This is a genomic window from Paenibacillus mucilaginosus 3016 (assembly GCF_000250655.1).
In the GTDB taxonomy this organism is placed as follows: Bacteria; Bacillota; Bacilli; order Paenibacillales; family NBRC-103111; genus Paenibacillus_G; species Paenibacillus_G mucilaginosus.
In genome coordinates this window covers 2,731,685-2,745,010 of the sequence record NC_016935.1, presented here as the reverse complement: position 1 = coordinate 2,745,010, position 13,326 = coordinate 2,731,685, and the positions used below count along the sequence as shown (strand labels likewise).

8 protein-coding genes are annotated in these 13,326 nt (G+C 60.7%); 1 reads left to right on the top strand and 7 read right to left on the bottom strand.

Going from position 1 to position 13,326, the window contains the following annotated elements:
* Positions 1-8 precede the first annotated feature (8 nt).
* The 7 genes from PM3016_RS11890 to PM3016_RS11860 form a co-directional block, all read right to left on the bottom strand.
* Complete coding sequence (locus tag PM3016_RS11890) at positions 9-1,625, bottom strand: response regulator transcription factor (protein WP_013915809.1); 1,617 nt, start codon at positions 1,623-1,625, stop codon at positions 9-11.
* Positions 1,626-1,741: 116 nt separating this feature from the next.
* On the bottom strand, positions 1,742-3,046 hold the full coding sequence (locus PM3016_RS11885; RefSeq protein WP_014369635.1) for an ABC transporter substrate-binding protein: 1,305 nt from the start codon (positions 3,044-3,046) through the stop codon (positions 1,742-1,744).
* Positions 3,047-3,161: 115 nt separating this feature from the next.
* Positions 3,162-4,913: a cache domain-containing sensor histidine kinase gene (locus PM3016_RS11880; RefSeq protein WP_014369634.1), complete on the bottom strand. Its 1,752-nt coding sequence runs from the start codon at positions 4,911-4,913 to the stop codon at positions 3,162-3,164.
* Positions 4,914-5,028: 115 nt separating this feature from the next.
* Positions 5,029-5,859 carry a carbohydrate ABC transporter permease gene (locus PM3016_RS11875; RefSeq protein ID WP_014369633.1) on the bottom strand — a complete coding sequence of 277 codons (831 nt, stop codon included), beginning with the start codon at positions 5,857-5,859 and terminating at the stop codon, positions 5,029-5,031.
* A complete protein-coding gene (locus tag PM3016_RS11870; protein WP_014369632.1) occupies positions 5,856-6,821 on the bottom strand; it encodes a carbohydrate ABC transporter permease in 966 nt (321 codons plus the stop codon). Before PM3016_RS11870 ends, PM3016_RS11875 begins: the two co-directional genes overlap by 4 nt.
* Before the next feature lie 947 nt (positions 6,822-7,768).
* Positions 7,769-9,850, bottom strand: a complete 2,082-nt coding sequence (locus PM3016_RS11865) for an alpha-glucuronidase family glycosyl hydrolase (protein WP_014369631.1) — start codon at positions 9,848-9,850, stop codon at positions 7,769-7,771.
* Positions 9,847-12,006 carry a glycoside hydrolase family 52 protein gene (locus PM3016_RS11860; RefSeq protein ID WP_014369630.1) on the bottom strand — a complete coding sequence of 720 codons (2,160 nt, stop codon included), beginning with the start codon at positions 12,004-12,006 and terminating at the stop codon, positions 9,847-9,849. Before PM3016_RS11860 ends, PM3016_RS11865 begins: the two co-directional genes overlap by 4 nt.
* Positions 12,007-12,345: 339 nt before the next feature.
* Here PM3016_RS11860 and PM3016_RS11855 point away from each other — a divergent pair, with 339 nt between their 5' ends.
* Positions 12,346-13,311, top strand: a complete 966-nt coding sequence (locus PM3016_RS11855; protein WP_014369629.1) for a helix-turn-helix domain-containing protein — start codon at positions 12,346-12,348, stop codon at positions 13,309-13,311.
* Positions 13,312-13,326 lie beyond the last annotated feature (15 nt).

Here is a 13,326-nt window from a genome sequence, read left to right as displayed (position 1 = left end):
CCGCTTGCTTACTTGACCAATTCCGTCGGATTCATGCCGGTGAACTTCTTGAAGAGCGTGCTGAAATACGGCACGTTCTTGTATCCGACCTTCTCCGCCACTTCGTACACGAGCATGTTTCTCTCCAGAAGCAGCTCCCTCGCCTTCTCGATCCGGACACGCGCCAGATAGGAGTTGAAGGCTTCGCCGGTCACATTCTTGAAGATGATCGCCAGGTAGTTCCGCGAGATGAGCAGCTTGTCCGCCAGCTCTCCCAGCGTGATATCCTCGGCATAATGCTCATGAATATAGCCTACCATGAATTCGACCGCCTTGCGGTGTTTTCCGCTGCCCTTCAGCTCCCGGCTCGAGCAGATCACGGAGATTTTTTCTTTGAGCCACCCGGCCAGCTGCCCCGGCTTCGTAAGTCCGGCCTTCTCCTTGGCGATCTGCCCGCCCGCGAACAGGTCGTCGAGCACTTGGCCGGTCTCGTACAGGGTATATGCAAAAATGCCCCACAGCTCGCCCGCCAGCATCTGCAGATCGCCGGGGGTGAGGTCTCCCCGTTCCTCCAGCTGACGCATATATTCGTCCACGATCCCATGTGCCTGCTGGAGCTGGGAGCTCTTGATCGCCCCGGCCAGCTCCAGGTAGAACTTCACCGGCCGCATCTGCACCGGCAGCACGCCGCTCTTCCCGGCTCCGCCGCTGCCATACAGCTCATATCCCGGCGCCATCCGTTCTTCCCGCAGGTCGATGGCCCGGAAGGCTTCCTCCGTCGAGTCGGGAATGTCGGGCCAATGCGCCTTGACGGTCCCGACTCCCACGCGGATCACGAGCTTGAGATAGCTGCTGACGCAGTCGATCAGCCGTGTGCCGAGGCTCTCAAGGCGCTGCTGCACCTGCTCCGCCCCCTCCCCCATCTGCGGATGAATAACCAGCGCCGAGCGGGTGCTGTGCAGGTCCGTATACTCAAACGCGGCGAACAGATCCCGCGCGATCTCACAAGCGATATTGCTGATCGCAAAGCGGAACAGGTTCCAGTCGGTGAGCGAGACCTCGCTCGCGCGGAAGTCGCGGACGACGTCGATCCCGACAACCACATGCTCCCGCTCCGTCCAGAAGCGGTACGCCGGCGGAAGCATCCCCTCCTGGTGATAGAAGCTGTCGAGCGTGCCGGCGGCGGCGGACTTCACCCATTCCTTCTGGATGAAGGGCTCATAGACCGCCAGCTTCTGCTCCAGCTCCTCCTGCCGGCTCCGCTGCTCTTCCTCCTTCAGCTCCTCGATGACTTTGGCCAGAATGGTCTTCAGCGTCGGGATGCTGACCGGCTTCGACAAATAATCGCTGACGTTCAGCCGCAGCGCCTGCCGGGCGTACTCGAAGTCGGAATACCCGCTCAGAATAATGACCTTGCCGTGAAAATCCCGCTCCCGCAGCTTCTCGATCATCTCGAGCCCGTTCATGACCGGCATATAGATATCGGTAATGACGATATCCGGGTCGTGGGAGTGGATCATGTGAAGCCCTTCCTCGCCGTTCAGGGCTTCCCCCGCCCACTCGGAATCGAGCTCCTCCCAGGGGATGGCTCTCTTCATCCCTTCCAGCACATTCCGGTCATCATCAATAATCGCGATCTTCCACATCCGGTCATCCCCCTCTGCATGCCGGAACCCGGACAGGATCTGTCCGGGCTGCAGCGTGTTCTTATCCTAGCCTGCCTGATACTTACCGTTTATTGCTTATTGCTTACTGCTGAGGCTTATTTCTCGTAGTTCTGCGCGCTCTTCTTCAGCTGATCGAAGGCGGCCTCCGGCGACAGCTTGCCGAAGCTGAGCTGGTCGCGGACCAGCGGCCAATCCTTGTCGATGAAGTTCGTCCATCCCTTCGCGCCCGGCGTGTAGGTCTGTCCGTCCTTCTGCGTGGCGTGCAGCAGCGCCAGACCGATCTTGTCCGTCTCGCTCATGACCGATTCCAGAGAAGCGGCGATGTCCTTGTTCACCGGAAGGCCGCGGACCGTCTTCAGAATTTTGCCGGCCTCCGGATCGTTCACGAACCAGTTCACGAACTTCTTGGCCTCCTCCGCGTTCTTCGAGTGGGCGGAGACGCCGAAGAACATCGAAGGCTTCAGCCAGCCGCCGGCTTCCTTCCCGCGCGGCATTGTCACGAGAGCGTAGGCGCCTTTCTTCAGACTGTCCCAGGCTCCGTAGTTGTTGGAGAAGCTCAGGCGGAAAATGATTTTGCCCGACACCATCAGGTCCATCGTCGGGTCGAATTCCTTATCCGACGCATTGAGATCCGCCGGCGGAACGATCCCTTCCTTGCGGAGCTCGGCGAACTGGTTCGTCCACTCGAGGAAAGACTCCCGGTCGAGATTGAACTTGCCGTCGTTCGTAATGATCGTTCCTTTGCCCTTGCTGTACTGGTAGGCGCTGTAAGCAAAGTAGTCGCCGGCAAAGTCCTTCGTGAAGTATTGGCCCTTCGGCAGCTTGCCTTTGGTTTCCTTCGCCATCGCGAAGAAATCGTCCCAGGTCCAGCCGTCCTTCGGAGCGGCAATGCCCACCTTGTCGAGTGCGGCCTTGTCGTAGATCATGCCGTAGGCGACGGACCCGAGCGGCACGGCCACCTGCTTGCCGCCGGCCTGCCCTCCCGAGAGCACCTTCGGGTCCACCTTGGCGAGATCGACCTCCGGCGTCAGTGGCGCCAGCTGGCTTCGCGCCGCCCAGTCCGAGATCCAGCCCGGATCCAGCTGGAATATATCCGGCGCATTGTTCGACGCCGCCTGCGTGGACAGCTTGTCCAGATAGCCGTCCATCCCGGAGAACTCCGGCTCGAAGGTTACATTCGGATGCTGCTTCGTGTATAAGTCGAGCACCGCTTTCGTCGCATCGTGGCGCTCCGCCGAGCCCCACCACATGATGCGCAGCTTCACTTTGCCGTCTCCTGCCGCTGCGGCTCCGCTGCCGTTTCCTCCGGTGTTCGTGCCGGCCCCGCTGCTGCAAGCCGCGAGAGAGCCGGCGAGCGCTCCGACGAGCAGTACGTGTAGAGAACGTTTCCATTTCAACATGCTTATCGATCCCCCTGCATTATATGGTAGATGCCGTACGATTATCGTACCAAGACCGATTCTCCTTGGGTAGAAGAGAGATGCACAATCTCCTTCAAAATATACGAAGGATGCCTTACGGTTCAGCCGGTCGCTCGGTCACCGGAGGCTGGGGCAGCTCGGGAATGCGGACCGTTACCCGGGTGCCCCCCTCCTCCCGGTCCTCCAGCGTGACCCCGAAGCCTTCGCCGAAGTAGCCGAGCAGCCGTTCTCTGACGTTGCGGATGCCATAGCCCCCGGTCGGCCGCTGAGGCCGGTCCTCCGCCTTCCCGCGGAGTCCGCAGCCGTTATCCTCGATCCGGATCGTAATGATGCCGCTGCCAAGGGACAGGCTCAGCAAGATCCGACCTTCGCGCCGGCCGTGGAATCCATGGGTGACCGAATTCTCGATAAAAGGCTGCAGCGTAAGCTTCGGGATGTAGAGCGTCTTGAGCTCGGACGGCACATCGATCTCATACTCCAGGCCGCTGCCCCAGCGCAGCTGCTGGATCTCCAGGTAGCTCTCGACATGCAGGAGCTCGTCGCCGATGGAGATGAAGCTGCTGCCGTTCGACAGCCCGATCCGGAACATCCGGCCCATCAGCTCCAGGATTCGGCTCATCCCGCCCTGCCCTGCCGCAATCGCCATCCAGTTCAGCTGGTCCAGCGTGTTGTACAGGAAGTGGGGATTGATATTGGCCTGCAGCGCCTCAATCTCAGCCTGCCGCTGCAGCTCGTAACGGCGCTGCAGCGAGAGGTACAGCTCTTCGATCCGCTCGTTCTGCTTGCGGTAGCCGGAGAACAGCACGCCGAACTCGTTGCGGTAATCCTCCGGCAGCTCGGACTTCTGGCGTCCCGGCGTGTAGGAGCCCATCGCCGAGAGGAGCAGCTTGATCGGCTTCGTGAACTGTCTGCTCAGCCAGTGGGTGAGCAGCAGCGTCAGGACGACCGCCGCCACGCCGATCAGAGCGATCACCTCCGCGAGGCGGTAGCTGCCGGCCGAGATGCGGCTCCAGGGCGTCACCTCCACGATCGTCCAGTGCGTGTCCGGCGACTTCGAGTACACGAGCAGCGTATCGGCGGACTGCGGGCCGGTCTTCATGCGGGCGTACCCCGACTCCTTCTGCGCCGGGTCCAGCCAGCCGGAGGGGATCGCTTCCAGGGGAATATTCCCTGACTTCAGCAGCGGGCTGCCGCTGTCGTCCAGCATAACCCGGTTCGCCTCCTCCGAATGGCCGGCAAGGATCGCCCGGATCGTATCCGCCTTCACGTGAATGATCAGGACGCCGAGCTTCCGGCTGTCCGTCGTCATAATGTTCCGGGAGAAGCTGAGCACGGGCACGTCGCCCTGCACGCTCGGAATCGAATGCTCGGAAGACCAGGCGTAATCGTTGCTCTTCATCGCCTCGAACCACACTTCCCCCGGCGCCTGCGACAAGTCCCGGAACTGGATGTAATTCTTCGGGTCGCCCATCACCGGACGGTCCATATAGAGGTCGATCCCCTGGATTAGCGGGATGGAGTATGTGAGATTGGCCAGAGTCTGGGCCACCTTCTTCGACTGCTGCAGCCGCTCGAAGTCGTCCCGCCGCTCGGCCAGGAACGAGATCAGCTCACCGTCCCGGGAGGTCGACAGCGAGATCTGCTCGACCGTCACGAGCCGGGCGGCAATCTCATTGTTGAGCTCCCCCAGCAGCTGCTGCTGATAATACGAAGTGGTCGTCGCCAGCTCCTTGGACGAGATCCGGAAGCTGGCAACCGCTGTAATGGCCAGCACGGCGATGATCAGTGCCGCGAAGCTGCGAAAGAACAACCGGTCGACCCGGTATTGTTTGAACGGATTGGTCATAGCTGAGATCCCCCGCCTGCGCGTCATTCAGTCATTCAAGACAAAAGGCAAAGCAGCGAAATCCCCGCCGCTTCGCCGCTTTGCCCTTCCGGTCTTCTGTTAACCTGTACTCATGTTAGCCCTTAATCCCCGAGGTTGCAATGCCTTCCACAAAATACCGCTGCAGGAACATGAACAGCAGGGTCGCCGGCACGATCGAGACCAGGGACATCGCCAGGAGCTGACCCCACTGCTGGCCCGCCTGGGAATCGTTGATCATCCGGATCGCCAGACCTACCGTGTATTTATCGACCGAGTTCAGATAGAGCAGGTGGCCGAGGAAGTCGTCCCAGTTCCACAGGAAGCAGAAGATCGTGACGGTCACGATCGCCGGCTTCATCAGCGGCATGATGATCCGCAGGTAGATGCCGAACCAGGAGCAGCCGTCCATTTTGGCCGATTCGTCCAGCTCTCTTGGTATCCCCCGCACGAACTGCACAAGCAGGAAGACGAAGAAGGTGCCGCCGGCCCCGCCCGCCAGCAGATGCGGTACGACGAACGGAAGGTACGTGTTCACCCAGCCGAGCTGGTGGAACATCGCATACTGCGGGATGATGAGCACCTGGCCGGGGAGCATCAGCGTCAGCATGAGCAGCGAGAACCAGAACCGCTTCAGCGGAAAATCAAGCCGTCCGAAGCCGAACGCGACGAGTGTGCTGGAGAGCAGCGTAGCGATCAGCACCGCAATCTCCAGGCTGAACGTGTTCACATAGAACTCGGTGAAGGAGTGCCCCGGCACGGAGTACCAGCCGTCCGTGAAGTTGCTCCACTTCGGCTTGGCCGGGAAGAGATTCGGCGAGCTCAGCTCGCTGTTCGACTTGAGCGAGGCGCCGATCCACCAGATCACCGGATACACCATGATCAGGCTGAAAAGAATCATAAAAGCATGCCGTGCGACGTTCTTCATGCGCCCTTCCTCCCCCCGGCTTCGCCTTCGTAGAACACCCAGTATTTGGACGTGGCCGCCACCGTCACCGAGACGGCGACGATCATCAGCAGCATAACCCACGCCAGAGCCGACGCATAGCCGAGCTGGTAGGAGCTGAACGCCCGCTCATACAGATACATCGCGTACACCATGGTAGAGTTCATCGGACCGCCGTTCGTGATGACGAAGGCTGAGGTGAACATCTGGAACGCATTGATGATCCCCATCACGAGATTGAAGTACAGCGTCGGGGAGAGCATCGGAAGCGTGATCTTCCGGAACTGCATCCACCGGCTCGCGCCGTCCACCGAAGAAGCTTCGTACAGGTCCTTCGGAATCTGCTTCAGCCCGGCCAGGAAGATGACCATCGAGGAGCCGAACTGCCACACCGTGAGCAGAATGAGCGACCAGAGCGCGGTATCCGGGTTCGTGATCCAGCCCCGGCCTTCGATGCCGAAGAGCGCCAGTACGCTGTTGAAGAAGCCGTCGACGCCAAAAATGTTGCGCCACAGCAGCGACACCGCGATGCTGCCCCCGATGAGCGAAGGGAAGTAAATCGCCGTCCGGTAAGCGGATATACCGCGTACCGCCTTGTTCAGGATCAAGGCTACGGCCAGCGCCGCGATCAGCTTCAGCGGAACGGAAGCGAGCACATAGAGGAACGTTACTTTTACGGACTGCGCGAACTTCTCGTCGATGGTGAAGATCCGCTCATAGTTGCGGAAGCCCACCCACTGGACCGGCTCCATCAGCGTATAGTCGGTGAAGGAGTAATACAGGGACAGCAGCATCGGATAGGCGGTCAGCCCGATAAAACCGATCAGCCATGGCATGATGAACAGATAGCCCGCAATCGGAGCGTCCCAGCGCTTCAGGAACGCCCCGCGTTTTTTCTTGAGGCCGGAAGCGGCCTGGATGGCCGGACCTGCAGCACGGTTCATACGATCACCTCTCATTTGGTTTCGCTTGCGCTTGTTACCTTCATTATAGAGAGTGCAGGCGCTGGGCTAAATGAGGGCAATCCTCGAATTCTTTTAAAAAATAAGAAAACCCCCGGATCGGGGGTGTGGAATGGGGATGGGTTCCAACCGCTTTTGAAGTCGTGTTTTTTAGCGGAGAGGTCACGATGCGAAAGGCAGCCCGTAAAATTTCGAGCCCACCATTCGTCTCCCTCTCTCATCTACTCTCTGCGTGGCTCTACTGAACCCAAAGCAAAGTAGGGCGGAAGACAAGCCCCGCCCTGAAATTTTATCTACTTAGTCCCCTCTGATCTGCCCTTCGAAGGAGTACTTAAAATAGCGGAAATCAGATGCCTTATCGCATTATTTCCCATCATTTCCTGAGAAATAGCGGAACTCAGGTTACTTATTGGCTTGAGAATCGAGGGTTTCTCCCCCTCCAGGCCCAAATAGCGAACCTCAGTTCCGCTAATACGTTACAGCTCGCCATGATCCCGGCAACAGCGCACTACAGTTCCGCTATCTGCCGAGACAACCGGCAAATCTCCCTATCTGCCTCTGCGAATAGCGAGGATCGTGCCGTTTGCCGTCACAAGTTACAACGTGCGGGCAAGGACCGGGCTGTTTGCCATCAAAATTTACAACGAACAGGCAAGGACCGGGCGTTTGCCGTCACAAGTTACAAGGAGCGCCGGGGATAGGCCGGCCGCTGATGACTCCCATTGTGGAGTGCCCTTCCCGTTCAAGTAACAGCTCCCGCCATCCATTCTCCTGCTCGCACAAACGGTTCGAGAAGCAGAGGGCACTTTCGTCCCTGCCGTTACTTTTACCAGCTTTACTGCAGCCCCCGGGCCGCTTCGCCTTTCCGATCTGCGCAAGGCCTCACTGCTCCATGTACCACAGGATCCATGGCTTCATGCAGCACCGGATCAATAGATCGTGCGCCCCTGCTCATCCGCGATACCGCTCTTGCGGTAGAAGTACGTGTTGATGATGTCACGCCATTCCCGGGCGTGCACCGCCTGGTGCGCGAGACGCTCGGCTACCTGCCCGTGCAGCTCATCCGGAAGGGAGCCGGCGAGACCGGCCCATGCTTCCTTCAGCCCGTCCGCCCGCTCGACGCCTTCGAAGTGCGTGTTGTAGATGTGCTGAATGACGGTTTTGCCCGAATGCAGCCGGTGCGTGTACGGCACGTGGTGGAAGAACAGCAGCAGCTCGTCCGGGCAGTCGGCCGGCGACTCGTAGACCTCAGCGTTGCGTCCCTTGTACTGCGCCGTGTACCCCGTTCCGGTGGCCACGGTGCGGTCCACACCGATCCCATGACAGTCGGCAAAATGGTACGTGCCCCACTTCGAATACTCATACCCGTCCACATTCGGCCCGTAGTGGTGATCGGGATTGACCATCCAGCCCACGCCGAGAGGCGCCGTATAGGACTCGTAGATGCTCCAGGAATCCATGAGCATCCCCATCACGGTACGGACGACCTGCTCCTCCGCACCGAACGTCTGCCGGATCCATTCCCTGGAAATCTCCTCAGCGGACAGCTCGGGATTCCAGGCCAGCCGGCCGAAGCCGTACAGATTCGCCTGCGCCAGCAGGTGTCCGGTCCAGTTCGTGTCATCGCCGATGTTGGAGACCGCAGCGAAACCGCTGTGGCGGCTGCCGAACATCGAACCGTCCACGATCCGCTTCACCGGGGAGCCTTCGCCCTTCGCATACGTATCAAAGTCGAGCACTTCCTTCCACTGCGGCACCAGGTAGCAGAGATGACGCTGCTGTCCCGTATATTCCTGGGTGATCTGGAACTCGATGACCTGGTTGGTCGCCTCCAGCCCGCCGAAGAGCGGGGAGACCGGCTCCCGCACCTGGAAGTCCATCGGGCCGTTCTTGATCTGCAGGATGACGTTGTCCAGGAAGCGGCCGTCCAGCGGCATGAAGTGATCGTAAGCCGCCCGCGCCCGGTCCGTCTGGCGGTCGCGCCAGTCCTGCTTGCAGTTATACACGAAGCAGCGCCAGATCACCAGGCCGCCATAAGGCTGCAGCGCCTCCGCGAGCATGTTGGAGCCGTCGGCATGATCCCGTCCGTACGTGAACGGGCCGGGACGGTTCTCGGAATCCGCCTTGACGAGGAAGCCGCCGAAGTCCGGAATGGCGGCATACACGTCAGCTGCCGTGCTCTTCCACCATGCGCGGACGTTCGGATCAAGCGGGTCTGCCGTGGACAGGCCGCCGATCTCGAGCGGGCTCGCATAGTTGATGCTGAGGAAGAGCTTGATCGCATAAGCGCGGAAGACGGCCGCTATCTTGGCCACATCCGGAAGGTACTCCTTCGTGAGCAGCATGGTTTCGTACCGGTGCACGTTCACGTTGTTGATCGCGATCGCATTGATCCCCGTCGAAGCGAGCAGGCGCGCATAGTCGCGGATGCGGTCCAGGTTCTCCGTGATCCGGTTGTTCTCGTAGAAAATGGACTTCCCGGCATAGCCGCGTTCGATGCTGCCGTCCATGTTGTCCCACTGGTTGATCATCCGCAGCCCGTTTACCGGATTCTCCACGGCGTTCAGCTCCTCCGGCACCGCCCCGGTACGGAGCAGGCGCAGAAGATGGAACACGCCGTACAGCACGCCTGCGGGCGTCTTGGCGCCTACAGCGATGCGGCGCCGCTCCCGGTCGGCGCGGATGAGGAAGCCCTCCGGCCCCGTCACAGCTGACGAGGCATCCGGACCGAGGGCTTCATCCAGCAGCGCACTGCTGCCGAATGTGCCGAGGAGCAGGCCGGATGCCCCCTCCCCGGCCGTTTGACTCACGGAAGGCTGGATGCCGTACAGTTCCTCTGCGGCTTTGCACCACTCCGCACGCGCGGATTCAATCACTTCATGCTGTTCGTTGACGATGACCGTGCCGAACCACGCCCCGGCTCCTTCGATCGTCCCCTTTCCTGTTCCTTCCAGGGTTCCAAGCCACGCGTCATATCCCGCAGCCTGCTTCCCGTTCTCCTTCTCACTCATTGTGCCACTCCTCCTGCTTCTTCCGCTTGGATCAAGCGGCTGCCTTTCTTTTCATAGAGCCATAGAATCGCGGTGACGCCGCGCGGATAATACTTGCTGCCGATAATCTCCCCGGAGAGGATCTGGTCGCTCCAGCACCAGTAGGACAGCTGCGGATGGAGCAGCCAGCGGACGTGCGCCGCATCGGCTTTCGCCCCGCCCTCATCCCGGGAGACGCCGAGAATCGTTCTTGCGATGAACTGGCACAGGTAGATTTTGCTGAGCCAGGAGTTATTGCTCGTCGAAGACAGCTTCCAGGCACCGTCTTCGAACAGGCACACGCCCGGTGCGAGCACGGTCTCCAGGTGCTTCGTGAGCGCCTGGATGTACGTACCGAAGCGGCCCTGGGGCTCGAGGGCCTCCCCGCAGCCCGTGAAGTAAGGGAACACGAGCCCCTCGATCGCCGGGATGATCCGGGAATCGTTGTTCTCGCCGATCACGGCCGGAATATAGCCGCCGTCCGTCAGCTGGGCGGCGATCGTCGAAGCGCATCGCTCCGCCTGCAGACCCGCTTCGCGGGAGAGCTCGCCGAGGCCTTCATGTGCGAACAGCTTCTCGAGCCCGACATAGACCGCCCAGCACTTGCCGGCGAGGTAGATGTTGTTGCGCGACTGGCCCAGCGACACGTCCAGGCTGTCGTAGGTCGAGATCTCCGCGCCGCCCTGCGTGCGGCTGCTGTCGAGGCCCATCAGCCCGTTGCGCTTCTCCGCTTCGGGATGATCCCGGTTCAGCATGCTCTCGAAGCACTGCCGGATCACCGGCAGCTGCTTCGCCGCAAACTCCCGGTCCTGCGTCTGCTCGATGTAGACGAGTGCGCAGCAGAGCCAGTTGACGAGCTCCTCATGGCTCATGTAGGAGAAGCAGTCGCTGATGCCGGCCAGCTCGTAAGCGGAATACTGCGGGCGGGAGAATACGTTCGCCACGCCCATATCATGCGTGAACGTCAGGCCGCCCGGATACTCCGTCTCGTCGCCGGGGAAGCGCACCTTATCCTCGTAGCTGTACCGGTTCACGAACAGCTCAAGCTCGTTGCGCACCGTCCACGGGTTCATGATGAGCTCATAGAACAGCTGGTCCGCCGTCAAGTCCAGCGTGTTCATCATCCGGTACTCGCCCTCGTTGACGACCCAGATCGCTTGGCCGGAGGCATCCAGCAGCTGTGTGCTGCCGTAGTAGCTGTGGATCGCGTGGTCGAGCATGAACCGCTGGTCCGGGGACAGCGCTTCGGCACCGATCCACTCGTCGGCGGCGGCGCAGGAAGCCGTTAGGTCGGCGAACCGGTCCAGCGCATAGCCGGCCACTTCCTCAATGGAATGGAAGTAGCGGGCGTAGTAGTAGGACGCGTCGATCCCCGACGTGACCAGACCCCCGCGGTAAAAGCAGACCGCGAAGCGGTAAGTGCGCTTCTCGCCGGGAGGCACTTCCATCAGCAGTGCGCCCGTGCCGCCGAGACCGAAGGCGTAGTTGTGCGGGAACTTCGCCTCCAGGATGCGCTCCAGCGAGAAGCCGAGCGCGCTGACCACGCCTTCGTCCTTCGTGGCGATCGCTGTGGACCGTCCTTGTCCGACTCCTGTCAGCCCGCCCTGCGCCGTGTCGTCCAGTCGGCGCATCGCACTGTAGGGGTCGCTGCCCTCATAGCCGAAGAAGCCCCGGCGCGCGGTGGTGCCCTGCGTGTTATCGAGCGTCAGCTCGGCGAAGACGGCCGGCACGATCGCTTCCTTGAGCCGGACCGGGTCGGCTGCCCCCGGATCGGGCACGGAGCGGACCGGCGAATACACGCGGAACGTCAGGTCTCCCGCCCGCCACGTATCCGTGCCCGTCTTGAACTCCCGCGTGATCAAGCTTTCTCCGAAGGAGACCAGGCCGCTCGCCTTACCCTTTTCTCCCGCCTTCTCCACGTCATAGCGGCTGCTGGCATCCTCGACCTCTTCGAAGAACGGGAGCGCCTCATAATACCCCCCGCTGCGGGACTCAAAGCCGATATAGATATTCTCGTCGGCAGGCTTGCCGAGCTCCAGGCCCAATCCGCCGCGCTTGCCGCGGAAGCCCAACGTAAAACTGGCAAAAGCGCCGATCGGTGCATGGTGTGCGTTAAAAAACAGGTTCGCATTCGACATCGTGTGTTCCTCCCTCAATGCAGCCGGAGCTTACGCCGGATCTGTCAGATTACGTCCATCCTAGCACAGCCGTCTCCGGCGGAACCATTGTCAAATCGCGCAGTAATTTACCCAAATCGGGCCGGTATGCTATACTGAAACGCAAATAGGGTAAACGCATACACGATAGACCAGCGGAAAGGAAAGAACCAGATGACGTTGGACTGATCAACCGCTCTCAGACCGTGCGAACGCTGCCAAAACTCACCGATTAGAGCAGCCTGAGAAGACGGAGCTCTACAGCGCGGACACCACCGTGATTCACAAGTTCTTCAGACATTGAAAAAGGAGCAAACACCCATGGCCGGCTCGTATCCTCCGCCCTCTCTAGGGCACATCATCGACGAAGTCCTTCTGCCCGATGTCAATACCACGATCAACCTGTTCGGGATTCACCTGCGCCAGGTGAGCGGAAGCTGGGATTACCCGATGCATGAGCATTCCCAGTTCGAAATTAATTACCTGCTCGAAGGAGAGCAGCTGATGAAAGTTGAGGGCGTCCCGCTGCACCAGCAGGCCGGCGACCTCATGGTGATCCGCCCCGGTCAGACGCATGCCAGCCGGAGCGCAAACGGGCAGCCGTTCACGTATTTCTGCATCCACTTCAGCATCGACGATCCGCTGTTCCTGTCCATGCTGGGGCGTTTGCAGCAGACGCTGTTCCACCGGGACAGCCCGCTGACCCGGCAGGTCGATCCCCTGCTTGCTAGGCTGATCGGGATCACCCGCCTCGCCGGCACGGCGACGATGGCCCAGCGGATGCGGCTGCACTCGGCGATCTTCGATCTGTTCGGCGCCTTGTGGGAGGCGGTATCCCAGGAAGCGGACACGCTCGCCGCTTCCTACGAGAAGGCCGAGCTCGCCCACCAGATCCGCAGCCGCCTGCAGGGGCTTGCCAGCCAGCACTTCAAGCAGGGCATCCCGCTTGAACGCCACTACGGCATCGACGACATCGCCGCCGAGCTCGGGATCAGCACGTCCCACTGCTCCCGCGTCTTCCGGCAGGTGTACGGCACCGCCCCCCGGGCGTACCTGTCCGAGCTTGTACTTCAGGAAGCCAAGGTGCTTCTGTCGAACTCCCTGCTCTCCGTCGAACAGATCTCTTCCGTGCTGGGGTACAAGGACATCGCCCACTTCAGCCGCCAGTTCAAGCGGTGGACGGGGAGCTCCCCGAGCGAATACCGGAGGCAGCACGCCCAAGCGGAAGAAGAGGCACGTAAAGGCGACATAAGCAGCTGTGTAAAAAGAGTGGCTCTCCAAGCTTGATCTGGAGAGCCTTCG

Coding starts and splice junctions, on each gene's coding strand:
- PM3016_RS11870 (WP_014369632.1), bottom strand. CDS start 6,821: ATGAACCGTGCTGCAGGTCCGGCCATCCAGGCCGCTTCCGGCCTCAAG.
- PM3016_RS11860 (WP_014369630.1), bottom strand. CDS start 12,006: ATGTCGAATGCGAACCTGTTTTTTAACGCACACCATGCACCGATCGGC.
- PM3016_RS11855 (WP_014369629.1), top strand. CDS start 12,346: ATGGCCGGCTCGTATCCTCCGCCCTCTCTAGGGCACATCATCGACGAA.
- PM3016_RS11865 (WP_014369631.1), bottom strand. CDS start 9,850: ATGAGTGAGAAGGAGAACGGGAAGCAGGCTGCGGGATATGACGCGTGG.
- PM3016_RS11880 (WP_014369634.1), bottom strand. CDS start 4,913: ATGACCAATCCGTTCAAACAATACCGGGTCGACCGGTTGTTCTTTCGC.
- PM3016_RS11890 (WP_013915809.1), bottom strand. CDS start 1,625: ATGTGGAAGATCGCGATTATTGATGATGACCGGAATGTGCTGGAAGGG.
- PM3016_RS11875 (WP_014369633.1), bottom strand. CDS start 5,859: ATGAAGAACGTCGCACGGCATGCTTTTATGATTCTTTTCAGCCTGATC.
- PM3016_RS11885 (WP_014369635.1), bottom strand. CDS start 3,046: ATGTTGAAATGGAAACGTTCTCTACACGTACTGCTCGTCGGAGCGCTC.